Raw genomic sequence first — 23,514 nt, forward strand, 5'->3', positions numbered from 1 at the left:
CCTATGCCAGGCTGGGATTGCTCTGCGAATGTGCCTCTGTCGATTACGGAGCAGAGTATTTACAACCTGAATCACCGCAAGGTACTGGCGGACCTGATTACTCGCGCCATGCGTATTAAGGGGGACGTAGATGTCGAACTGTTTGAGCGGGCTGTGCCCACGGTTGTAAACGCTTATCCTATTTTCCGATGCCGCTACCGGGATGAGCCGGCTATTCGAAGTTTTGATGATATCGAACTGGACTACATGGATATTCGCCATATGAGTGAGGCGCATATCACCAGCTTCCTGCGCCAGTTCAGCAGCTCCCCCATGGATTTAAATTCGGACCAGCTGCTAGGCCTCAGCCTTTTTCGCACCGGTGAGGATGAATATATTTTCTTGACCAAGTGCCACCACATTATTACCGATGGTATTAGTCTGTCTCTGTTGTGGGCCGAATCCCTAGCTGCCTACCTGGCAATGGGAGCAGGGAAATCCTATAAACCCCGCGGGGAGTCCACCGATTTTGCCGACTATATCAATTTTGAAGAGACATATCTTGGGACGGAGCGTGGGCAAAAAGCCAGTTACTATTGGCGCAATAAGCTAGAGCTACAGAGAGAAGCCGTTTGGCAGGCTTCGCACCAAGAGATTGTCTCAATTAATTGTGATGAGGTGATTCTCAATATTGACGGAGCCGATTTTACGCAGATTCAAGCCAATGTCAGTGATGCAGAAATCAGCTTGTTTGTCTTCTTATGCGCCGCCTACCAGCAAACTTTATGTGAATTTCTTCATCATGACTTTTGGCTAAATACCAGCTTGTCTCTGCGCTTAAAGCGAGAGCACCGCTATATTCTTGGTCCCATGTTTCGCTATGGCAATTTGTCAGTTTGCAGAAATGAATCCTGGTCAGAAAAGCTCGTGCGCCTGTCACGAGAGATCCGGCATGCGATGCGCACGGCCTACGCTGCTGACTCAATTGGCCCTCACGGCAGTATCGGTCACAACCTTAACGCCTCAAGCTGCTTTCTAATTACTTTTCTTCAGGCGGAGGAGCATCATGAAGGGTTTACCGCTGTGTATACCGGCGAAACTTCGGAGTGGGTAGAAATTAGTGAGAATTTGAAAATACATACGACCCCGCTGCCAACGCGTCTCACCCCTTACGGAATTTACCTCTCACTGGCAGTCTATGGCGGCCAGTTACGGGCGAGCTTTATCTATAATGTGAACTGTTTCAGCCTTAAGCAGGTGGAGAGCATTGCAGATCGCTGGTGCCTTCGCTCAATCCATGGAGCGGATGAGAAAATGCCTCCCCTGTGAGTCTCCCATAGGCATTTCTAAGTGCTAGGCAGTGCGTATACCTAACTAGTGTTAAACAGATTGCAGTAGCCATCATGTCTCGTTGTGCCTTTATTACCCTCGTAAACAGCCCGGATTATGTGATTGGTGCGGTTGCGCTAAAACGTTCGCTGGAAAGGGTGAGGGCTACACACCCTTTGATAGCAATGGTGGTTGCCGATTCTGTGGATACGGAACCGCTGGAATTATCTGGATGCCTGGTGCGGGAGATCAGCCCTCCAGATTTTTCTGAGGCATTTATCCAGCGCCATGAGCGCGCAGGACTTCACATGCGCGCGCCTTTCGATAAAGGGGAAAAACCTCGGTTTCATATTCCTCTGAATAATTTTTGCAAGCTGTCCCTCTGGCAGCTGGAGGAATATGACAAGCTAATTTTTCTCGATGCAGATATGTTGGTACTGCGCAATATCGACCACCTGATGGGATACCCTGAATTTTGTGCCGCGCCCAATCTCTATGAAAACTTGGACGGCTTTGGCCGAATGAATTCTGGCCTGTTTACCGCCGTACCTTGTGTAGAAACCTACCGAGCAATGATGACCTTGTTAGACAAGCCGGACGCTTTTTGGCGGCGCACGGACCAGACTTTTCTGCAGGCATTTTTCCCTCGCTGGCACGGTATGCCTTATATCTACAATGCCTTGCAATATCTGTATCTGAATCTACCGCAATTATGGTTGTGGAGTAGCATTCATGTGATTCACTATCAATACGAAAAACCCTGGCAAAAAGACCATACGAAAATGGAGCAGCTCAGACCCTTGATCGAATTGTGGTGGGCAGTCAATCAGGGTCGTGATATCGGTGCGAGAATCGAGCAGTTGACCCATGAGCAGAGTCAGTCAGTGAGTAGTGCCCAGTGAATATCGGCATCACTGGCGCCAGTGGCTATGTGGGGCAGTTTATTGTCCGTTACTTTCTCGATCATGGTTATAAAGTGCGAGCACTATCCCGCACAGGTCATAAATCTGGGTTATTTCCTTTTGCTACAGGTAGCAACTTTGAGTGGGTTGCTGGCGATATGGCGGATCGTGCAGTTCTATCCAGGTTTGTTAGTGGTTTGAATGCGATAGTGCACTGTGCCTATGATCACTTGCCTGGGCGTTATCGTGGTGGGGAAGGGGAGAATCTTTCCGGGTATCTCCAATCAAACCTGAACAGTACGCTGCTACTGATGCAAGTGGCTCATACTGCCTCCGTGGATAAATTCGTATTTATTTCCAGCAGGGCGGTGTATGCCACGGGGTGTTTGCGAGGCAACTTGTACGAGCATCAGGCGGCTTTGCCCGATACATTTTATGGGGCTTACAAATCGGCGGTGGAAGCGATGGTTTCCGCTTGGGCCCAGCAGCGTCAATGGCACGCGGTCTCCCTGCGTCTCACCGGAGTCTATGGTGTGGTGAATCCCCTCGAGCGCAGTAAGTGGTATGACATTGCTCGCGCAGTGGTGAGCGGTGAGCCCTTCACTCAAACCAGAGTTGCTACAGAAGTACATGGGGAAGATGTCGCCAGGGCAGTGGAGTTGGTCCTATCGGAGGCGGATGCCAAGGGGAGGGCGGTGAATTGCAGTGATCGCCTGGTGAGTTACCGAGAGGTGGCGGAGATTTTGCAGTCCATGTTGGGTAAGCGTAGCCCTCTGCCTCCGGATGCTCAGGGAGAGCGGCCAGCAATAATGGATTGCGCCTATTTACAGGCCAAAGGGTTCCGCTTTGGTGGGGCGAAGCGTCTGCGCCACAGCCTGCGCCTCTTGGCGGAGGCTGTGAAGCTCGAACAAAAGCTCTGTCACTAACTATTGGGAAGCTGGATGTGGGTAGCCCTGCTTCAGCCGATTGGCCAGTGCATCAGTTCCAATGTTTCCCCACTCGCTTTTAGGCACCAGGCATTGCGATCCCAGTCTCCCAGTACAATGCGCTCTGCTGCAGCGTCATCAAGTGAGAAGGGGTGGCGACCGGGCCTGTGGGTGTGGCCGTGGATCAGGGTATTTACGTTGTATTCACGCATCACTCTTTCCACTTCCTCAGGGGTAACATCCATGATGTCTTCCGCTTTGCGACCATTCATGGCTTTGGAGGCGGCGCGAATCTGTGCGGCGATAGCGCGGCGTTCTTCCAAAGGCTTGGCCAGCAACTCCTGTTGCCAATTGGGGTCCCGCGCCTGGCGCCGAAAAGTCATATATTCCTCGTCGCGAGTGCAGAGACTGTCGCCATGCATTAAGAGAACCTGCCGGCCAGCCAGGGTGAGGGTAGTTGGGTCTTGCAGTAGCACCACACCTGTGCGCTGGGCAAAATCGGTACCGAGCAGGAAATCGCGGTTGCCATGCATTAGGTACAGTTCCACCCCGGTGCTACTGTAGTGGCTTAACTCCCGCACCACCTCTTCAATCAGGGGGGCATCGTCGTCATCGCCAATCCAGGCCTCGAAGAAGTCGCCGAGAATATACAGTGCTTCGGCACCGGCGGCGGGGCCGCGCAGAAAATCAAAAAAAGCCTGGGTAATCTCCGGTCGGCTCTCATCGAGGTGCAGATCGGAAATAAAATAAATAGACAATGTCCCCGCCTTAGAGCCTAAATGGGCTCGAAAAATTACTTGTCTGCGTAGTCGTCAGAAATGCTGATACCGGTGATTTCGATGGTTTCCATGGGTACGTCCTGGTGGAAGCCCTTGCTGCCGGTTTTTACGCTCTTGATCTTATTGACCACGTCCATACCGTCGGCCACTTTGCCGAATACGCAGTAACCCCAGCCCTGGGTGTCTTTGCTGCGGAAGTTCAGGAAGTCGTTGTCCTTTACATTGATAAAGAACTGGGAGCTGGCGGAGTGGGGGTCCATGGTGCGGGCCATGGCCAGGGTGCCGGTGTCATTCTTCAGGCCGTTGTCCGCTTCGTTTTCAATGGACTCGCGGGTTTCTTTCTGCTCCATGTCGGGGGTCATGCCGCCACCCTGAATCATGAAGTTGTCGATCACCCGGTGGAAAATGGTCCCAGTATAAAAATCGTCACGGCAGTACTGCAGGAAGTTGGCTGCGGTCTTTGGGGCCTTGTCGAAATCCAGTTCGATAGCAATATCTCCGTGGGTAGTGTGCAAGGTGATCATAAAATGTCCTATGAGGGTTGATTTCGGCCGGCATGATACCTTTTAGTCAGGAGCTGTAAAACGCCGAGTCGCGATATCATAATGGATTGCCTAAAAAGTGTGCGCCAACAGCAAAAATCATCGTCTGGCGCTCAGCTAAATAGGATATTCTGTGGCTCAACTAGGGTATAATTCGCCGTTTATGTTCGCACAGCTGTAAATAAGAGAATCCTATGACATCCGAGAGCAAGCCCGCTCACTTTTTACAGAACCTTATTCGCGAAGACCTGGCAGAGGGCCGGGTATCCCAGGTGGCAACCCGCTTTCCACCGGAGCCGAATGGATATCTACATATTGGACACGCCAAATCCATCTGCCTGAACTTTGGTTTGGCTCAGGAGTTTGGCGGCACCTGCAATTTACGTTTTGATGACACCAACCCGGCTAAGGAAGAGGAAGAGTTTGTCGATGCGATTAAGCGCGACGTTTCTTGGCTCGGTTTTGAGTGGAATGGCGAGGCCAAATATTCCTCGGATAATTTTGATCAATTGTACGAGTGGGCACTGCACCTGATTAAAGATGGCAAGGCCTACGTCTGCGATCTGTCCGCAGAAGAAGCTCGTCACTACCGCGGCACGCTGAAAGAGCCGGGTAAGAACAGCCCCTACCGGGATCGCTCCGTCGAGGAAAACCTGGTGCTGTTTGAAAAGATGCGCAATGGCGAAATGGAAGAGGGCCAGTGCAGCCTGCGTGCCAAGATCGATATGGCCGCGCCCAATATCAATCTGCGCGACCCGATTATTTACCGCATCAAAAAGATGGCTCACCACCAGACCGGTGATAAGTGGTGCATTTACCCCAGCTACGATTTCGCTCACGGACAGTGTGATGCGATTGAAGGTATCAGCCACTCCATCTGTACCCTGGAGTTTGAAGATCACAAGCCGCTGTACGACTGGCTGATCGAGAACCTGCCGGTGCCTTCGCGTCCGCGTCAGTACGAATTTGCACGTCTGCACCTCAACTACACCGTGGTATCCAAGCGCAAGCTCAAGCAGTTGGTAGACGAAGGCCATGTGGACGGCTGGGATGACCCCCGCATGCCGACCCTGTCCGGTATGCGCCGTCGCGGCTTTACCCCGGCTTCCATTCGCAACTTCTGCGAGATGATCGGTGTAACCCGCTCCGATTCCGTCGTCGATGTGAGCATGCTGGAGTACAGCATTCGCGACGACCTGGATAAAAATGCACCGCGCGCTATGTGCGTGATGGAGCCTTTGAAGATCACCCTGAAAAATTACCCGGAAGGTCAGGAAGAGATATTGTCAGCACCGGGCCACCCAGTGCGGGACGATCTGCCGGCCCGTGAACTTCCGTTTGGCCGCACTCTCTATATTGAGAAAGAGGATTTCCGCGAAGAGGCCAACAAGAAGTACAAGCGTCTGGTGCTGGGCAAAAAAGTTCGCCTGCGCAACGCCTATGTGATCTTTGCGGAAGAAGTCGTGAAGAACGATGCCGGTGAAATTGTTGAGGTGATCTGCTCGGTTGATCTGGACACCCTGGGTAAGGACCCGGCCGACGGCGTTAAGCCGAAGGGCGTTATTCATTGGGTATCTGCGGACAACAATGTCGATTGCGAAGTGCGTCTCTACGATCGCCTGTTCAACGATGCGGCGCCGGATGCCGGCGGTAAGAACTTCCTCGACTGTGTAAACCCGGACAACCTGCAAATCCTAAAAGGCTGTAAGGCGGAAATCGGCCTGGCTAAAGCGGAGCCGGAGCAGGGCTACCAGTTCGAGCGCAACGGCTACTTCTGTCGCGACAGCAAATACGGCAGCGCAGAAGCGCCGGTGTTTAACCGCACTATTGGTCTGCGCGACAGCTGGGCGAAAGAGCAAAGCAAATAACAAAACAGGTCACTGTCCGAGGGCAGTATTTGGAGGTTGGGCCAATGATAGGCCCAGCCCAGTCAGCAAAAGAATTTGAGAGAAGAGATGTCTCTACAGGTCTACAACACGTTTTCCGGCAAGAAAGAACCTTTCGTACCACTGGTGGAAGATCAGGTGCGCATGTACGTGTGTGGCCCCACCGTGTACAACCGGGTGCATATTGGCAATGCCCGCCCTGTGGTGGTGTTTGACACCCTGTACCGGGTACTGAAAAGAAACTTCAGCGATGTGATTTACGCGCGCAATATCACCGATATTGACGACAAAATCATGAAGACCGCGCGGGATGACGGCGAGGAAATCGCTGTACTATCTGCCCGCTATGCCCAGGCTTACTACGAGGATATGGCCGCGCTCAATAACCTGGAGCCGGATATCGTTCCCTACGCCACCCAGCACCTGCCGGAAATGATCGCGATGATCGAAAGCCTGCTGGAGAAGGGTCACGCTTACGCCGCCGAGGGCCATGTGCTGTTCGCGGTGGAGTCCATGCAGGAATACGGTCAGCTGTCCAAGCGCTCCCTCGACGATATGCTCGCCGGTGCGCGGGTGGAAGTAGCGCCTTACAAAAAGTACGCCGGCGACTTCGTACTGTGGAAGCCGTCCGCCGATGACGAGCCCGGCTGGGACAGCCCCTGGGGCCGTGGGCGCCCGGGTTGGCACTTGGAGTGCTCGGCCATGATCAAGAAGCACCTGGGTGACACTATCGATATCCATGGCGGCGGTCGCGACCTGACCTTCCCCCACCACGAAAACGAGCGCGCCCAAAGCTGCTGCGCCAATGGCGTGGATTTTGTGCGCTACTGGATGCACAACGGCTACGTGAATATCGATGGCGAGAAGATGTCCAAGTCCCTGGGTAACTTCCGCATGGTCAAAGACCTGCTGGCACTTTACCCTGGCGAAGTACTGCGCTTCGCACTGCTTTCTGCCCACTACCGTTCAGAACTGAATTTCAGTGCTGACCTGCTTGACCAGGCTTGGCGCACCCTGGATACCCTCTACGGTGCACTGCGTGAAACCGAAGTGGTTGAGGCGCAAGCGGCAGATTTGACTGACACTGCTTTCCTTAAAGCGCTGGAAGACGACCTGAATACGCCGATCGCCATTAGCGAATTGCACCAGATTGCCCGCGATTTGAACAAGGCCGAAGACGCCGATAAAGCACGCCTAAAAGGTTTGTTGCTGGCGGCCGGTGAAATGCTTGGCATTTTGCAGCAAGACCCGGAAGCTTGGTTCAAGCAGGCCCGCGGTGGCGAAGAAACTATTTCCGCAGAGGAAATTGAAGCGCTGATTGAAGAGCGCGTGCAGAGCAAGAAAAACCGTGACTTTGCCCGCGCCGATGAGATTCGCGAAGAGTTAAAATCAAAGGGTGTGGTGCTTGAGGATAGCCGCGAGGGCACTAAGTGGCGCCGCGAGTAGGGCGCCTCTAACCCCTAAACGACATCCTTTAACTACGCCTTTTGATTCTCCCTGTCTGGTCGCAGCTGGGGAGAAAAAGCCATTCGAATTTCATTTGTAGAAGCGAACTATGAAAAAAGTACTCGTTCTGATCTGCTCCGCTGTTGCCCTTGTCGCACTGACCGCCTGTGAGCCCAAGCGCGGCTCCGATGCCTGGTGTGAAAAAATGGATAAGGTGCCCAAGGGCCAATGGACCCTGGATGATGGACGCGACTACACCAAATACTGCGTCTTCAACCAAAAGCCGGAAGAGGAATAAGCGGGCCTATAGTCGTTGTTCTTCGTCGATTCCTACCAGCACTTCTTCCGCCCGCTGACCGGTAAATACCGCGAACAGGTGGTTGAGTGCTTGCGTCTTTTGTATGAGCGTCTGTACACCGCCAAGGCTGACTACGGTGAGTCTTTGCTGCGCGAGCAGATCCTGGAAATTTTTGCCGAGGCCCTGACCCGCGCGCCCCAACTCGATAGTGAAGATGGAGTGCAGGACCCCGAGGGCCGCTTCCGCAACCTGCGCGACCAGGCCGTCTGGGTACTGAACAGCCTAGTGGAATTCGGTTGGCTGGAGAAGCAGGTAGATAGCGCCACGCTCACCGCCACCTATCCGTTTAGCCGCCGGGGCCGCCTTTTTACTCAGCCGCTAGTGGAAGTGAACGGCACTCGCGTGCGCACTCGCCACCGCAATACCCGCAACACCTTAAATGCCCTGGAAGCCTTTGCCAGCCGAGGTGAAATCCACGACTTGATCGATGCCTGGGAATACTCCGAGCGTATCGTGGCGGATTTCACCGATATGATCGCCGAGCTGGAAGAGCGCAAGCGGGAAATGGTGCGGGAGGTGGAAGCCCAATTGCTGGTGCAGCAGGCCACCGATGAGTTTTTCTCCTTTATGGAGAGCCGCTTCCAGCCGGACCTGGCTATCCGACTGTCTGCGGACAGCGTGGAAAAACATCGCGACTCCATCAACCGGGTGATTGACTGCATTCGCCGCAAGGAGGATGTGCAGAAAGCGGAGTGGGAGAAGCGCCTGCGCCAGCTGCTGCCAGAGTTGGTGCAACCGGGCCAATCCCTGTTGTGGCTGATGCTCGATACCATCGAGGACCGCATGCGCCGCGCCTGCGAGGTGAAGTTGCCCGCTTTGCGCCGTGCACTACAGGGCTTTACCAAGCGTGCCGATATTATTATCCGCCAGCTCAGCTACCTGCACAGCCAGGCCGAAGGTGAATTTGCCGACCTGTGCCAGCGCCTCGGTGAAAGCCAGCAAAAAACACAAATTCTCGAGCAGCTGGGCGAACAGTTAGGTGGCTTCCAGCTGCGCCTGTTTGACCCCAAACAAACCCAGCTGTGGCAGCGCAATCGCCGCCAGCCGGTGAATACCCGGGTCGAAGATGAAACCCCCATTGGTGAAGAAAACCGCCGCGAGATCGAGCTGCAACAACTGCTCGACCAGGCGTTTAATTTCAACAACAGTAACCTGCGTGATTATCTGAGTGATGCTCTCGGCACTGGCCGCCAGATCAACAGCCGCAACCTGCCATTGCGCGATGCGCGTGATCTGCTCGCTATGAGCCATGTGATCGAAGCGGCGGCGGTGAACCAGAGCGGTGCCGCCGACTTGCAGGTGAAATTTACCGGTGAAATCGCCAGCAATGATTATTTCACCGAATTTGACGAATATATCCTGGAGCTGAAAAACAGTGATTGAACAGGCTTTGGAAGAGGCCCTGGCGCAGTGTCGCCTGAACCGCAGTGAATTCTCCGAGCTGCTGGTGCGCCTGTTGGATTACGGCGTTATCTGCCGGGATGAAAGCGTTATCGAAACCACGCTTTATGATCGCTTCCAGCGCTGCGAGCAGCTGGTGCGCGAGTGGTTGGCCCCGCTGGGGTTGCGTTTGCAGCACGACAGCCGTTTCCAGTTTATTCGCGTGTATCCGCCCGGTGCCGAAGTACCGGGTCTGCCGGATCAGGAAGAGCCGCACCACGGCGGCTTCCGCGCCCGACTCAGCCAACAGGAAGTGGCCGCGATTCTCGCCCTGCGCGTGGAATACGATAAAGCGCTGCGGGAAGGGCAAGTGGATGAGAGTGGTTGCGCCGCCCTGTCGATGGAAGCCCTGGAACTGGGCATGCGCAACCTGCTGAAAATGTCCCTGCCGGATAAGCACGCCGAGCGTAAAAACCTACTGAAGAAATTGCGCCAGTTGCGCCTGGTGCAGTTCAGCAGCGAAGAAGTGGATACCAGTGCGGAAGTCTGGTTGCGCGTACGCCCGACCATCGCCCACTTTGTCAGCGAGTCGGTATTGCACCAGCTGATCGACAGCGAAGTCCCTCCTACAGTGGAGAGCGAGGCCGCTCAAGTTCATGAGGTTGGCGAGGTTGAAGAGGCGGAACAAGAGCAATCGCTCGAACGCATCACTCCAGAAGTCGAAGATAACAGCCTGTTTGAGAGTGAAGCCGCTTCCTAGTTGAAAATAGAGGCCGCACTAGCGGCTATAAAAAATCGAAAACATTCGACCGCCCGGGTTTGCGTAAATTGCACCCGGGAGCCTCGGAGAGGGGTGTCGGCTTCCCGCCTGCAAAAAGACCCTGCTTTTGAAAAGACCGTTTTTTTGAAAAGACTATGTTCCTAAAAAAACTGATCCTGATTAACTGGGGCAATATCCCGCAGTTGGAATATGATTTCGGCCCGATCAACCTGTTTTCCGGTGGCAACGGTTCCGGTAAAACCACGGCGGCTGATGCTATCCAGACATTGATGACCGCCGCCCACGATACCCTGTTTACCTTTAACCCGGGGCAGGATGAAACCACCCAGCGCGGGCGGGGTGGCAAGCAGGTGCGGACGCTAGCTTCCTATGTACTGGGTTGTGACGACGGCAGTTACGCTCGGGTAGAGCCCACCGACTGTTACATTGCCGGTATTTTTCACCCCACCAGCGGTGAAGACGATGCTGAGCCTTTTACTGCAGTGATGGGTATTCGCGCACACCTGGATAACAGCAGCAAACCCGCCCAGGCTCGCCAGAGTGATTTGCGCTTTTTTGTATTCCCCGGTGAACAGTTGGTGATGGGCGATTTTGTACGGGATTACACCGATGGCAAGCACCTGCTGCCGCTGGATAAATTCAACCAGGTCCTGAGCAAGCAGTTCGAAAAAGTCGAGCAGTACGACAAGAAAAAGGCCTACCTGCGCCGCCTTTACGGCGCCCTGCGCGGACGCCGCGATGCGGTCTCCGATCGCGAGGCCATGCACGCTGCGCGCACCTTTGCCAATTTTATGGCCTACAAGCCAGTAAAAAGCATCAACGATTTTGTCGCCCAGGAAGTGTTGGAAAAACGCGATCTGGGTGATGCCATCCGCTCCGTTTCCGAGCTGATGAAAACCATCCACAGCATGGAGCAGGAAGCCCGCCAGATTGTGGAGCGGGTCAGTTCCCTGGAGGCCATCGCCCAGTCGGTAGAGCTCTACCGGGAGCAGTGGTTGCAGTTGCGGGTGCAGGAATATTTGTGCGCACGCCACCGCCAGCAGCGGGTACAAAAGAGTTATCTGAGCGGCAAGAACGACCAGAAAAAACTGCGCAGCGATCTGGACAACAATGAGCGCGAAGTGCGCGTCGCTTCCGAGCGCGTCGAGCAACTCAATGGCCAGCTGGTAGAGCTTCAAGCCCAGCGCCTGGGTATCGATGCGCTGCGCAATAAGGACGAACTGGAACAGCGTATTAACAATGCCCTGAGCCTTCTGTCCCAGCAGCACACCCCCATGTCTGCCGAAGAGGCCCGCTGGCGCGAGAACCGCGAGGCCGCTGAAGAATTATTAAACCTGCTCAACTCGACCTCCGCCGAGCTGGAAATTCCCGCTTTCTCTGATAAAGCACTGGTGCAGGCGATCAAGCAGGTAGCCCGCGAGGAAGACCTGCCGGATCTGCACAAGCTGTTAGGCAAGGACTGGATTGACCTGGCTGCATTGGAGCCACTGCGCGAGCGCGCTGCCAGCAGTGAGGCCCTACAGAACCGCCTCTACGACCTGCTGGATAGCAGTGGCAAAGCTGGCGTCGGTGATGAGGTTTCCCCCAAAGAGCAGATTGCCCAACAGGCCTCCCGCTGGGAGCAAAAAGTACAGCAGCTGCAAAAGCAGCTGCGCACCCAGGAGAGCCGCATTCAGCATCTCCAGGCCAACCGCGTGCGCTACCCCCAATCGGTGGAAGCGGCCCTGGCCGCAATTCGCGAGCAGTGCCCGGAGGCGGAGCCCCGCGTCCTGTGTGATTATGTGGAAGTGCTGGATGAGCGCTGGCAGATGGCGATTGAAGGCTATCTGGGCGGTGCGCGCTTCTCGATTATTGTGGAGCCGGAACACGAGGCCCGCGCGATTCGTATCGTGCGCAGCCTGCCCGGGCGCAACAACCGCGCCCGGGTGATCCAGGGGGATAAAGCCCGCCGCGATGCGGAGCGTCTGGATACGCCGTCGGGCTCCATTATCGAACTGATGGAGTTCACCCATAAAACTGCCGAGCACTATCTGCGCGCCTCTTACGGTGCCGTGGTGCAGGTGGAGGATGAACACGAGCTGCGCGGCACCCGCCGGGGCCTGACCGCCGACGGTATGGCCAGTGGCAACTACAGTATGTGGCGCTGCGATATGGACGATGCCGAGCTGGTCTTCGGCCAGGGCGCCCGCGCCCGCGCACTGGCGGCGCAGCAGCGCGCTATGGAGCAGTTGCTGGAAGAGGCCGCCCACATCAACGAGCGCCACCAGCTCTACCGCCGTGTCACCAATGCGGTGCGCGGACTGGCGAATATCAAGCTGTTGTCCATTGTGGATTCCGCCCTGGCGGCCCAGCGGGAATGGCGCAGCGCCGAGCGGGCCCTGGAAAACCTGGACCTGAAGGACTTTGAGCAGTTCGAGCAGCAGGTCGATGAACTCAAGGCCCAGCTTAAAGACCAGCAGAAGCAGCTGTCGGACCTCCAGCGCAAACATGGCTCTCTGGAGACCAAGCTAAGAAGCAACGAAAAACTCTTATACGCGCTGTCTGGCGAGCTGGAATCCCTGGACGATGCCGCCAGTGACAGCGAGGAAATGGTAAGGCGTATTACCGCCATCGATCCTACTTTCGATGCCGAGCAAGTGTTGGTTACTGCCGACGAGCAGGTAGAGCGCGCCGCCGACAACTTCGACTTCTCAGCGGATATCGAAAGTTGGCAGGGACAGCTGGAGAAATACAGTCGCCAGCTCGATCGTGCGGTGATGGAGTACAACGCCACCTGTGCCAGCGTCGATACCCTGGTGTTTGAGCCAGACTTGAGTGGCGGCCATAAAGACAACCTGTTCAAGTTGATCAGCGGTCTCGGCGATCAGGTAGAGACCCTGCGCAACCGCCTGAAGAACAACCTGCTGGTGGAGCGCCACGATCAATTGCTGGGATTGAAAAAATCCTTTAACACCACTTTTGTAACCCACTTGTGCCACGCTATCTACCAGTCCATTAACGATGGTAAGCGCGTGTTGGATGATCTGAACAAAGAGCTGGAACACCACCGCTTTGGCGCCGACCGCGAGCGCTTCCGTTTCGACTACCAGTGGGTGGCGGAATTCAAGGAGTACTGGAGCTTCTTTAAGGCGGTAATTGAACTGCCGAATCTGGGTGAAGAACAGAGCCTGTTCGACACGGACTTGGCGCCCAAGCACCGCAAGGTGCGGGATCGCCTGTTGAGTATGCTGCTGAGTGAAGACGAGCAGGTGGCGCGGCGCGAGCTGGATCGAATCAGCGATTACCGCAACTACCGCAGCTATGAGATCTATAAGGAACCGGAAGGCAAGGAGCCGATTGCGCTCAGCCAGTACGGCACTGGTTCCGGTGGTCAGCTGGAAACGCCGGCTTATATTATCCGCTCCGCAGCAGTCACTTCGGCCTTCCGCTTTGGTGAAAGCGGCAGCCATTTGCAGATGGTGCTGGTGGATGAGGCCTTCTCCAAAATGGATGAGTCCCGCTCCAAGGAAGTGATCCGGTATCTGACCGAAACGCTGGGCTTACAGCTGCTGTTTATTATGCCCAGCAGTAAATCCGGGCCTTTTATGGACCTGATCTCGAATCAGTTTGTATTCAGTAAGTGCCCCAGTGCCAGGCCCATCGGCCAGCTGAATACGCGGGTGTATGTCGATCGCAAGGTGTGCAACCAGGAGCGTATCGCCGAACTCTGGGCCAATCACCGCCGCACGATTCGCCAGCAGGCGTCGCTGGATTTTATGGACCTGGTAGAAGTAGAGGGATAGGTATTTTCGGGGGGAAACCCCGCCATTGGCAGGGAGGCAACCGATGGAAAAGGCATTGCCCTATTGGGTAGAGGAAAACCCGCTGTTAATCGGCATCCTGAATTTCATTCTGGATCGGCGGGACAGCCAGTTGGAACGGGGCAAGGAAGCCCGCATTAGTTTCAGGCTGGATTTGCGCGCTGGCAGTAAGCGCTGGTTGGAAGTGTTGGAGCCCCTCAGGGACCCCGACCAAGACGAGCAGGAGCTGTGGAATGAATTGCAGCACTTTGCCAGTGAGTATCAATGTTTTGCAGTAAAACCGAACCCTAAACGGCGACCGGGTGTTGCAGAGTGGCAGGGTGCTCAGCTGATCTTTCGGGACGCCAGTGAAGAGCAGCTGCGCCTGTGGCTCAATCGTCCATCCCCCAACTTGCGCAAGTCTGCCTGGACCAGTCTGCTGGAGCCCTATGCCGATCGCTTTGAGAATCCCGCGGCTTTTCCCGTAGAGGGTTTGGAGCTTCAAGCGGGCTTCGACTCTGCCGAGGAGATGGTCTCCTGCTGGGCCGCGATAAGACGGGAATTGATTTTTGCCGAGCAAATCACCTGGCGGCAATTGGCCGCGCGCTGCTTTAAAGGGGATTCCAAATATCTTGATTTACCTAGTCGCCAGTCCCTGGTGCGTAACCTGTTTCCGGAGCTGAGCCGAAAGATTCGCGAGCGCCAGTTATTACTTCACGCCTACCTGCCGGAACAGTTTGCGCAGGTGATTTTTATAGAGAACCAGGATACTTTTATCAGCTTGGCGGAATTGCAGCCCAGCTCCACGGCGCTGGTGTACAGCGAGGGCTATCAGGGTGGTGCGGAGCGGATTCGCAATTATGGTATTACTCGCTTTAGCACGATTAATTCGGCCACTACAGTTTCTCGGCAGCAATTTTCACAGTGGTGGTATGGCGATAATTTGGGTTCACTTCCCGTTTTCTTTTGGGGGGATCTGGATTATGAAGGGCTGCGTATAGCCGCCGCGCTGAAGAAAAGTTTTCCTGAGTTGCAGTGTTGGCGGCCCGGCTATGATTTGTTACTCAACTCTCTGCACGCCGGCAAAGCCCATTCTCCCGACTTGGCAGAAAAGCTCGGGCAAAAACCCATCGAAATGATCGGCTGCCAATATGCGGATAATTATTTGATCCCAGCTATCTCGGCCAATAATTGTTTTGTGGATCAGGAGGCCGTCAAAACAGAGGCTTTGCTGGAGACTCTCCCTTAACGCTGGGCTTTTTGTCGCTATCGGATAAATTTCCCTTCCTCTTTATTGTGCGCTGGCTGTTGCAGTCGTTTCAGTCAGCCTTAAAGCTTGTTTTTTATGCGCGAGATCTCGGAAGATACAGAAAATATACGGTAAAAATGCCCTTTAAAAATAACAAGGGAAGCTTCTGGAGATCTCTATGCGTCAGTTTTCCATTTTGGTCATTTTTGCTTTGGCCTTCGGCGGCGCCGCTGTTTTATATGAGAAGGAAAGCCGTAAAGTTAAAGGCGTACTGACTCAGATTACCGAACTGCAGGCGCAGATGGGAGATTTGCAGGCAGAGGTCAATCGGCTCAACAGCGAGTTGGAAGCGGTTAAGCTGGCCGAGCGCCGACGACCAACGCTAAGCACTATGGCCAGCCGTATCCGACGGGAGTCCAGCACCTCCATACCGCCCAAGCCCGTCGTGGAAAAGCGATTCGAGCAAAAACGCTCCGCTTTAATTGCCTCCGATGTCACCAAGGCACCCCCTGCTATCCAATCGGGGGAGGAGCAGGGTGGCCGCGAGAGTGATGAGTGGTCACGTCCCACGATGGATGCAGACCAATATCAACGGGAGTCCTCAAAAGAGGAGGTACTGGACCCCTACCAGTAATTTTCAATCACCGGTTGATTCCTGCTGTAAAGCCCGCAAAATACCTGCCTCTTGGCACACAATGCGCCAGGTATTTCGCGGGTTTGCTGTGTCTGGCAAACCCGTTTTATAGCCACTGATTGTGAGGGGGCGATCCGGCCATGTCGTTAAATAAATTCTACTCATCGCTCAATAGTCAACTCGAAGGTCTGCTATCCGCCGAGAGGGATTGGCTGGCCAATACTGCCAATGCCAGCGCTCTGTTGTTTATGGAGTTGGAGGATATCAACTGGGCGGGCTTCTACTTTTTGCATGATGATGAGCTACGTCTGGGACCCTTTCAGGGCAAGCCCGCCTGTACTCGTATTCCCGTAGGTGCCGGAGTTTGCGGTACGGCGGTATCCAGCGGAGAGTCTCAACTGGTAGAGGATGTGCACCAGTTTCCAGGCCATATCGCCTGCGATGCGGTTTCTGCTTCTGAAGTGGTCATTCCACTTTACGATAATAACGGCCGCTGCCTTGGGGTGCTCGATATCGATAGCCCGACCGTTGCCCGTTTCACCGCAGAAGACCTGGCTGGCTTACAGGGCTTTGCCCAAGTACTGCTGAAATCTTCAGACCTGCTACAAAGCTAATGGCACTACTGTGGCAGAAGCAGGTGGAAGACACCTGTTATGAGGTGCGCAACCACGGCGCCAGCGTACGTTTGTACAGCAATGGGGTTTTCCATTCCCAGTGGAATCCCCGCGATCCCCTTAAGGGCTCCCTGTGGGAGCTGCTTCTGCTGCCGGCCTTCTTTCTGCCCGAGAAGCGTCTGAACTCTGTATTGTTATTAGGTGTTGGGGGCGGTGCCTTGATCCGCTTGTTACAGGCTTACACCTCGGCGAAACGTATTGTTGGGGTGGACCTGGACCCGGTTCACCTACAGGTGGCCCGCCGCTTCTTCGGAGTTAAGGATGTAGAGCTGGTACATGCCGATGCCAAAGAGTATGTGGCAGATTACCTGCAAAACCCCTCTGCTGAGCCGTTTGATCTGGTAATCGATGACTTATTTGGTCATTTTCAGGGGGTGGCACAGCGCGCCGTGCCCGCAAGTCAAGAATGGTGCGCCAACTTGATGCGCCTATTGCATCGGGATGGGGTTTTAGTGAGTAACTTTGGCGATCTTCAGGAGCTCCGAGACAGTGCCTGGCGTCAAAAGGCTTTGCGCAGCCGTCTGCGTGGCGCCTGGATGGCCTACATGCCCCAATACGAAAATCATATTCTGGCGGTGAGCAGGAACACGCTTTCACTGGCGGAGCTGAAGAAGCGCGTTCCAGCCAAAATCAATCCCGGTAGCCCCAGTTGTCGCCTGTATGCTCATCATCGACTTCTGCGTTGAGTTATCTGTCTGGAGCGCCCTGGCGGCTCGATAGGCAAAGAGAAAACTGCCACTGTCGTTTTTTTGTTGGGTGTTGTTGGCGCCCTTTCTCACTGCCTGTCTATACTGACATTAGCGACTTATTACTCCAGGGCTCGTTAATGCGGTACAAAACAGTTGAGGAAGTTATTCAGGAAGGAAGGGATTTTCATGCCAAATTGGCGCTGCAATACGAAGAGTATGAGCAGCTTGCCACCAACAAGCGGGTTGAGCTGCTCCTAGATCAGCTTCGACGACGGGAAGACTCCATGAAGCATTCACTGGAGAACTTCCACGCCGATTTGCCGCCAGGTGCCTTGCACACCTGGGTGCAATTTGCCCCGGAAGGGCGCGAGAAGGAGTTTCTGCAGCGCCTGCGCAGTATCGATATTGATAATCTAGATGACATTGCCAAACTGGCTATGGATATTGAGATTTATCTGGCTGACCAATACCGGGATCTGGCCCAGGGGGCGGAGACTCCCTCGGCGCGTGAAGCCTTCGAGCGCTTGCGACAATTGGAAGAGCTGGAGGAGCACACCCTCTCGATGAACCTGTTTAATTTGCGCGACTACTAATCCTACCGACTCAACCGGTCCGCAAATTTGATTTTTGTCTCCTGGCGACTGCTCGCCTAATTTAGATAAACGCCGGCAAACTGCGCCCTAAGGGCGCAGCCGGTATACACAGAAGCCTTTTTCTTTGGTGATCAACTGCACCTCAGAAAAGTAACGCGGCCCCTTCTTGGACAGCGGAATAAACTCATTCACCACAAAGAGTGCCGTACCGGTTATTTTCAATAACCGTGCGCTTTGTTGCAGAAAGCGATCGGTGAGATCGCCTTCCACCTGGAATCCCTGGTGGAAGGGCGGGTTGCACAGCACCAGGTCTGCAGCACCGCTTTCCAGCTCTGCCCCGGCATCGGAGGGCAGAACGACGCCCTTGATACCCTGAGTTTGAAAATTTTTCTTACAGGCGAGTAGGGCAGCGGCATTATTGTCGATAGCGGTAAAGTGGAAGCTCCCCAGTGACGCTAGTCGGGCACTGAGATAACCGTAGCCACAGCCGAGGTCCACTACCTGGGCGTTTTCCTTGGGCAGCTCGGTGGTGAGTTGCTGGGCCAGCAGGGCGCTGCCCTTGTCAATCTTGTTCCAGCCGAACAGACCGGGCTTGCTGTAGAGGTCGCCTAACTCTGGCAGACTACGCAGCTGCGGGTAATTCTCCTCACCGATAGGTGTCCCACCCTGGGGATGCTCCACCCGGTTAACACTGCAATAATCGTTGCCGTACTTTTGCAGATGCTTACTGCCATTCAGGCGCTCAGCAACTTTAGCCGCATAGCTTTTAATGCCGCTCTGCTTTTCCCCTAACAACACCAGTTCACCGCCCTCACCGAGAAACCGTGGGGCCTGGTTGATAATATGGTGAACGACGGCTTTTTCCTTGGAGACCGAATAAACAATGCGGCGGTAGCGGCGATCCAGCTCTTCAAGGTGAAAGTCGTTATAGAAGCTGCGCCCAACCTTACCCTGGGCCAGCTCGGCAATATCCCAGCGGTTGGTAAGGAGGTCACCTTCGAAGTGAAAGCCCGGCTGTAGTAAAGGCTTGCTGTTTTCATCGGCGATCCACAGGGTTTCACTCGGCACCTGTGAGATTTCCTGGAGGAGAAGCGAGGACATAGTCTTTATTGTACCGAAGCGATTTCTTCAGAAGTTAACAGCCGGTATTCGCCTTCCTGGAGCTCTTCATCCAGGAAGATATCGCCGATTCTCTCCCGGTGCAGTTCGATTACCCGGTTGCCCAGGGCGGCAAACATACGCTTGACCTGGTGGTAGCGGCCCTCACCGATAGTGATGCGCACCTCGTTAGCGTAGAGAATCTCAAGCTTGGCCGGCTTGGTTCTTTTCTTTTCATTGTTGAGCCAGATACCTTTGGCAAACTTTGCCACCGCATCTTCCTCAATTTTCTCTGCCAGCAGAGCGTAATAGGTTTTCTCACAGTGGTGGTTCGGTGAGGTCACTTTGTGTGACCACTGGCCATCATCGGTGAGTAGCACCAGCCCGGTGGTATCGATATCCAGGCGCCCGGCAATATGCAGCTTGGCTTTGTTGGGCTCGTCAATCAGGTCCAGCACCGTAGGGTGTTCGCCATCTTTGGTCGCGCTTACATAGCCCAGGGGTTTGTTCAACATAATGTAGCGTGGCCCCGGCTCGTGCAGGGGCTCGCCGTCCAGGTACAGTTCATCGCTGGCCTGTACCTTGGCGGCCGGATCGGTGACTATCTCGCCGTTTACGCTGATACGCTCCGCCTTGGCGGCGCGCTTCACATCGGAACGGGAGAGGTCAGTCACCTGGCTGACCGCCTTATCTAGTCGTATAAAACTAGCCAATCTTGCGTTCACCGGAATCGACAGATTGGTAGATCAGGGTATTGATGGTCATGGGGCCAACACCGCCGGGCACCGGGGTGTAGGCGGCAACGCGCTCAGTTAGCGGACCCAGTTCGATATCGCCCACACCGCCTGGATGGTAGCCGGCATCGACAACCACTGCGCCATCTTTAATCCACTCGGCCTTAATAAACTCAGGTTTGCCCACGGCGCCCACTACGATATCGGCGCGGCGGATATGTTCGGCCAGGTCTTGAGTGCGGGAGTGGCAGATGGTTACGGTGGCATTGGCATTCAACAACATGGCAGCCATCGGCTTGCCCAGAATGGGGCTGCGGCCCACGACCACGGCGTGCTTGCCTTCCATTTCGATATTGTAGGCTTCCAGCAGGCGCATAATGCCCTTAGGGGTAGCACAGCCATAGGCCTCTTCACCCATGGCCATACGGCCAAAGCCAAGGCAGGTCACGCCATCTACATCTTTCTCCAGGCTAATCGCGTCGAAACAGGCACGCTCATCGATCTGTGCCGGCACCGGGTGCTGAAGTAGGATACCGTGGACGTTGGGGTTGGCGTTGAGCGCCTCAATCTTGGCGAGTAACTCTTCAGTGGTGGTGGAGGAGGGCAGTTCCACCTGCATGGAATCCATGCCGATACGGCGGCAAGCATTGCCCTTCATCTTTACATAGGTAGCTGAAGCGGGGTCATCACCCACCAGGATGGTCGCCAGGATTGGCGTTTGCCCACCGCTCTTCTCTTTTAGTAGGGCTACCCGAGCCGAGAGTTCTTCTTCAGTTTTCTGTGCCAGGGCCTTGCCGTCCAGAACCAGTGCAGACATAGATGCTATCTCTAACAATAAAAAATCGATGGCTAATAGACCGGAGTCTGCTTCAGCACCTACTGTATATAGAAGGGCGGAAGCAGGCGATTTTTAAAAACGCTTACTTTTTATCCGGTCGGATTTGCGAAGTGCGCCATTTTCGCACAGGTTGGAAATAATTTCGCCACTTCTGGGCCCAGATAGGCAAAAGGATAAACTTCTTTAAAAATAATAGCTTAGAAGCGTTGACATGGGCCGGGGGTATCATTACTATGCACGCACTTCGCAGCTACAGCGACTTACACAACCACCTACGGGGCGGTTAACAGGGTCAAAGAGATGCGAATGATTGGAAAAACGGGGCATAGCGCAGTCTGGTAGCGCGCCTGCTTTGGGAGCAGGATGTCGGGGGTTCGAATCCCTCTGCCCCGACCAATTTTCCGGGTTCACCTTGCGCCCGTAGCTCAGCTGGATAGAGCATCCGCCTTCTAAGCGGATGGTCGCAGGTTCGAGTCCTGCCGGGCGTGCCATCTTCACAAGACGGTGCTGGTTTGGCAAAAAGGACTTAGTCTGAAGCCAGATTGGCTGCAAGAGATATCCGGCAATCAGTACTGCCACAAGGTGCTGAAGTATATCACTTTTATGGTGGCCGTAGCTCAGTTGGTAGAGCACAGGATTGTGGCTCCTGAGGTCGCGGGTTCGATCCCCGTCGGCCACCCCAGATTCTTCCTTGTTTTTCAAGGACTTAAAACCTCGCCTAGTGCGGGGTTTTTTCGTTTTTGGCCTCAGTGTGGTAATTTGGTGTGGTAATTTTGGCCTCAATCTATGTTGAGGTTTTAAAAGCGGGCTAGGAGAGGGATATGGATTTCAAGGAGTTGGAAGAGTTAATATCTTTGGTGCCAGAGCCGCCTGATTTAACGAAAAAAATGGCAGAAATCTCAGCGCCAGAAGAGAGGGGCCCCGAATTCATAGCAGTTGCTTTGGTGCATCTGATGGCTTTTAAGGGGGAGATTGAAGGTTATATCTTCACTCTAGATGGGTTGAAATTAAGGAGTGGGCAGGATTGGGATAAAACTGCAGGAGAACCAAAAAAGCAGTTCCTCGCATCATTTTTGCCGCAAGTCCAAGCATCAGTTGATGCTTTTACAGTCATGAACACTTTAAAGCTGCAAAGGCAGAGCATTAAAGTTGCATCTGAGGGGGTCGCGGCAGCAAAAGAGAGCTCTGAAGCTGCTAATACAAGTCTCAAAATTGCACGGAGGGGCACAATTCTGACAAGAATTGGGGTCGGAGTAGCGGCGATATCAGCAGTAATCTCAAGCGGTGCGCTTTTATGGCAAATTTATAATCAAGGGAAATCAATCGATGTACAGCTCGCTTCGCCGGTAAGCCTTCAAGCTGTCACCCTCACTTCAGAGTCTATCAAGAGCTTAGGTGATGCAATTGTCAAAGCTGAGCTGGAGAGGGGGAATGGTAAACCTGTGTCAGTTATTCTTGATTCTTCCGTGCAGCTGAAACCTATCACTCTTTCTCCGGAATCAATAGATGGGTTGAGTATGGCTGTGGCGGCTGAACTTGAGCGTAGGAAGTCGGCGATAGCGTCAAAAGATCAGACAGAGGCAGGGCAAAAGGCAAACTAAATTATTTGCCTTTTTTTGGGCGCTTCCGGTCTAGGCTGACAACTTTATCTGCTGTTCGATTATATCGCTCCGCCATAGAGCGGGTTTTGTGTCCGGTAAATTTCTGCACGTCACCGTCAAAATCACTGGCGGCTTTAATTTTCAAATCATGAAACCGAAAACGCTCCTTAATAACTCCCGCTTCCAAGGCGGCTCGCTGTTCTCTTAGCCAAGTAGCATTAAAGCCCATGCGGGTGAAAGGTCGCCCGGTGCGGCTGCGAATAATATGAGCTGTTTGAATTTGTGTATCAACATTGCTTGCGAGTGCGCGATCCACAGCTTCCCTTAGTGCTGGGCTCCAGAGTTTTATCTGTGCTTTTCCGGTCTTGCTTTGAATTACAAGCAGACCATCTTCTTTCATATCTGTTCGCGTAAGTGCCAATACATCCTGCTGTCGGGCTGCACACAGATAGCTGATCTCCATAGCGCACTGGTGCATGATGTGGCCGCGTTCACCAAGCCATTGCCAAAAGGCTTCATACTCCCAGTCTTCCAAATAGCGACCGCCAGCTTTTTCCTTGAGTGCTTTAACTACCGCTGTAGGGTCTTCAATTTTTACAAACCCTCTTGCCTTACCCCATTTCATCACAATGCCTAGAAAGGTTTTTTCTCGGTTTGCTGCGGTAGGGTGTTCTGCCCCGCGGGCATCCAAAAACATCTGTACCAGTGGTGAAGTGATTGAATCAGGTGTCATCTCTCCAAACACTGTCAATATACGTTGGCTGTAGCGGTAGTAGTCTTTTTGAGTTTGTGGCTTGATGTGCTTGGTGTACTGAGGTGATGCGAAGTACAACTCAATTAGGTCTTTAAGAGTGAATTCTTTCTCGACTAGGCCCGCAAGGTAGCGTTCATATGCCGTCCAAACTTCTGCTTTGCTGGCATCTTGTTTAGCTAAGTGCTTAGTTGGGTAGCCCCTGCGGTTTACTCGAAAGCCATTCTTGTACCGCTCAACATGTGGTGGCATCCATGCATTTTCGGGGTTACGCCTTCTGCCCATCAGCTTGCTGCTCCAAGGTTAAAGCCTGGGGGTAGATTAACACCAGCTAAGTCGGGTTTTGAGGCCCCTCGGGCTAGAATGGCTTGATTAACCATTTCCCAAGTGAGAGCGGGGGATCGATCCTTTTTCAGCACATAGGGAATCCGATTGGCATCGAGAATACGCTTTTGCTCCTCGGCATTCTCGGCGCCAGCGCCCGTTAGGCGGGCTATCTCATGCTTGGTTAGCAAGTTACCCATCGCACATCCCTCGCGTTGTTGTCTTCTACCTAAAAAGCCCGC

22 protein-coding genes and 3 tRNA genes are annotated in these 23,514 nt (G+C 54.0%); 18 read left to right on the forward strand and 7 right to left on the reverse strand.

The genetic code is table 11. The annotated features are described in order from the left end of the window. The first annotated feature begins 3 nt into the window (after positions 1-3). The 3 genes from ACJJI0_RS02160 (at position 4) to ACJJI0_RS02170 (ending at position 3,136) form a co-directional block, all read left to right on the forward strand. On the forward strand, positions 4-1,308 hold the full coding sequence (locus ACJJI0_RS02160) for a condensation domain-containing protein (RefSeq protein ID WP_444884470.1): 1,305 nt from the start codon (positions 4-6) through the stop codon (positions 1,306-1,308). A 74-nt stretch (positions 1,309-1,382) separates the two neighbouring features. Continuing rightward, the gene (locus ACJJI0_RS02165; RefSeq protein ID WP_444884471.1) at positions 1,383-2,210 is read left to right on the forward strand and encodes a glycosyltransferase; all 828 of its coding nucleotides are present in this window, start codon (positions 1,383-1,385) and stop codon (positions 2,208-2,210) included. Next, positions 2,207-3,136 (forward strand): NAD-dependent epimerase/dehydratase family protein, encoded by a 930-nt coding sequence (locus ACJJI0_RS02170; RefSeq protein WP_444884472.1) that lies wholly within the window; start codon positions 2,207-2,209, stop codon positions 3,134-3,136. The genes ACJJI0_RS02165 and ACJJI0_RS02170 overlap by 4 nt, the downstream gene beginning before the upstream one ends. 32 nt (positions 3,137-3,168) lie before the next feature. On the opposite strand, the gene ACJJI0_RS02175 is transcribed toward ACJJI0_RS02170, so the two are convergent. Further along, positions 3,169-3,894, reverse strand: a complete 726-nt coding sequence (locus ACJJI0_RS02175) for a UDP-2,3-diacylglucosamine diphosphatase (RefSeq protein WP_444884473.1) — start codon at positions 3,892-3,894, stop codon at positions 3,169-3,171. A 35-nt stretch (positions 3,895-3,929) separates the two neighbouring features. Beyond that, entirely contained in the window at positions 3,930-4,439 is a 510-nt protein-coding gene (locus ACJJI0_RS02180; protein WP_252082100.1) for a peptidylprolyl isomerase, read from the reverse strand. A 212-nt stretch (positions 4,440-4,651) separates the two neighbouring features. Here ACJJI0_RS02180 and ACJJI0_RS02185 point away from each other — a divergent pair, with 212 nt between their 5' ends. The 11 genes from ACJJI0_RS02185 to ACJJI0_RS02235 all read left to right on the forward strand — a co-directional run bounded on the left by ACJJI0_RS02185 (position 4,652) and on the right by ACJJI0_RS02235 (position 17,926). Continuing rightward, on the forward strand, positions 4,652-6,325 hold the full coding sequence (locus ACJJI0_RS02185; RefSeq protein ID WP_444884474.1) for a glutamine--tRNA ligase/YqeY domain fusion protein: 1,674 nt from the start codon (positions 4,652-4,654) through the stop codon (positions 6,323-6,325). Positions 6,326-6,412: 87 nt separating this feature from the next. After that, positions 6,413-7,789, forward strand: coding sequence for a cysteine--tRNA ligase (gene cysS / locus ACJJI0_RS02190; protein WP_444884475.1), 1,377 nt, complete (start codon positions 6,413-6,415; stop codon positions 7,787-7,789). 109 nt (positions 7,790-7,898) lie between these two features. Beyond that, on the forward strand, positions 7,899-8,087 hold the full coding sequence (locus ACJJI0_RS02195) for a DUF3012 domain-containing protein (RefSeq protein WP_252082097.1): 189 nt from the start codon (positions 7,899-7,901) through the stop codon (positions 8,085-8,087). Positions 8,088-8,102: 15 nt separating this feature from the next. Next, positions 8,103-9,530 (forward strand): Wadjet anti-phage system protein JetA family protein, encoded by a 1,428-nt coding sequence (locus tag ACJJI0_RS02200; protein ID WP_444884476.1) that lies wholly within the window; start codon positions 8,103-8,105, stop codon positions 9,528-9,530. After that, positions 9,523-10,287 carry a DUF4194 domain-containing protein gene (locus ACJJI0_RS02205; protein WP_444884477.1) on the forward strand — a complete coding sequence of 255 codons (765 nt, stop codon included), beginning with the start codon at positions 9,523-9,525 and terminating at the stop codon, positions 10,285-10,287. The genes ACJJI0_RS02200 and ACJJI0_RS02205 overlap by 8 nt, the downstream gene beginning before the upstream one ends. A 155-nt stretch (positions 10,288-10,442) precedes the next feature. After that, the gene (locus ACJJI0_RS02210; RefSeq protein ID WP_444884478.1) at positions 10,443-14,090 is read left to right on the forward strand and encodes an ATP-binding protein; all 3,648 of its coding nucleotides are present in this window, start codon (positions 10,443-10,445) and stop codon (positions 14,088-14,090) included. Between the two features lie 43 nt (positions 14,091-14,133). Continuing rightward, positions 14,134-15,336, forward strand: a complete 1,203-nt coding sequence (locus ACJJI0_RS02215) for a Wadjet anti-phage system protein JetD domain-containing protein (protein WP_444884479.1) — start codon at positions 14,134-14,136, stop codon at positions 15,334-15,336. Between the two features lie 178 nt (positions 15,337-15,514). Then, positions 15,515-15,970 (forward strand): hypothetical protein, encoded by a 456-nt coding sequence (locus ACJJI0_RS02220; protein WP_444884480.1) that lies wholly within the window; start codon positions 15,515-15,517, stop codon positions 15,968-15,970. 140 nt (positions 15,971-16,110) lie between these two features. Continuing rightward, positions 16,111-16,584, forward strand: coding sequence for a free L-methionine (R)-S-oxide reductase MsrC (msrC, locus tag ACJJI0_RS02225; RefSeq protein WP_444884481.1), 474 nt, complete (start codon positions 16,111-16,113; stop codon positions 16,582-16,584). Beyond that, the gene (locus tag ACJJI0_RS02230) at positions 16,584-17,330 is read left to right on the forward strand and encodes a methyltransferase domain-containing protein (RefSeq protein WP_444884482.1); all 747 of its coding nucleotides are present in this window, start codon (positions 16,584-16,586) and stop codon (positions 17,328-17,330) included. The genes msrC and ACJJI0_RS02230 overlap by 1 nt, the downstream gene beginning before the upstream one ends. Before the next feature lie 140 nt (positions 17,331-17,470). Then, entirely contained in the window at positions 17,471-17,926 is a 456-nt protein-coding gene (locus ACJJI0_RS02235; RefSeq protein ID WP_152453116.1) for a hypothetical protein, read from the forward strand. An 87-nt stretch (positions 17,927-18,013) separates the two neighbouring features. Here the strand turns inward: ACJJI0_RS02235 and ACJJI0_RS02240 are convergent, their stop codons facing one another. Genes ACJJI0_RS02240 through folD form a run of 3 tightly spaced genes read right to left on the reverse strand, consistent with a single transcriptional unit; the run spans position 18,014 to position 20,575 of the window. After that, on the reverse strand, positions 18,014-18,994 hold the full coding sequence (locus ACJJI0_RS02240; RefSeq protein WP_444884483.1) for a class I SAM-dependent methyltransferase: 981 nt from the start codon (positions 18,992-18,994) through the stop codon (positions 18,014-18,016). 38 nt (positions 18,995-19,032) lie between these two features. Then, positions 19,033-19,737 carry a 16S rRNA pseudouridine(516) synthase RsuA gene (rsuA, locus tag ACJJI0_RS02245; RefSeq protein ID WP_444884484.1) on the reverse strand — a complete coding sequence of 235 codons (705 nt, stop codon included), beginning with the start codon at positions 19,735-19,737 and terminating at the stop codon, positions 19,033-19,035. Beyond that, on the reverse strand, positions 19,730-20,575 hold the full coding sequence (gene folD, locus ACJJI0_RS02250; RefSeq protein WP_444884485.1) for a bifunctional methylenetetrahydrofolate dehydrogenase/methenyltetrahydrofolate cyclohydrolase FolD: 846 nt from the start codon (positions 20,573-20,575) through the stop codon (positions 19,730-19,732). The genes rsuA and folD overlap by 8 nt, the downstream gene beginning before the upstream one ends. Before the next feature lie 340 nt (positions 20,576-20,915). Here folD and ACJJI0_RS02255 point away from each other — a divergent pair. The 4 genes from ACJJI0_RS02255 (at position 20,916) to ACJJI0_RS02270 (ending at position 22,197) form a co-directional block, all read left to right on the forward strand. Then, a tRNA-Pro gene (locus tag ACJJI0_RS02255) sits at positions 20,916-20,992 on the forward strand. An 18-nt stretch (positions 20,993-21,010) separates the two neighbouring features. Continuing rightward, a tRNA-Arg gene (locus ACJJI0_RS02260) sits at positions 21,011-21,087 on the forward strand. Positions 21,088-21,202: 115 nt separating this feature from the next. After that, positions 21,203-21,278 (forward strand) — tRNA-His (locus ACJJI0_RS02265). Positions 21,279-21,417: 139 nt separating this feature from the next. Beyond that, a complete protein-coding gene (locus ACJJI0_RS02270) occupies positions 21,418-22,197 on the forward strand; it encodes a hypothetical protein (RefSeq protein WP_444884486.1) in 780 nt (259 codons plus the stop codon). 1 nt (position 22,198) lies between these two features. Here the strand turns inward: ACJJI0_RS02270 and ACJJI0_RS02275 are convergent, their stop codons facing one another. Further along, the gene (locus ACJJI0_RS02275; RefSeq protein WP_444884487.1) at positions 22,199-23,233 is read right to left on the reverse strand and encodes a tyrosine-type recombinase/integrase; all 1,035 of its coding nucleotides are present in this window, start codon (positions 23,231-23,233) and stop codon (positions 22,199-22,201) included. Further along, entirely contained in the window at positions 23,233-23,472 is a 240-nt protein-coding gene (locus ACJJI0_RS02280) for a DUF4224 domain-containing protein (protein WP_252082084.1), read from the reverse strand. The genes ACJJI0_RS02275 and ACJJI0_RS02280 overlap by 1 nt, the downstream gene beginning before the upstream one ends. Between the last annotated feature and the right edge of the window lie 42 nt (positions 23,473-23,514).

The sequence above is a fragment of the Microbulbifer mixtoriginis (SeqCode) genome (assembly GCF_052466695.1).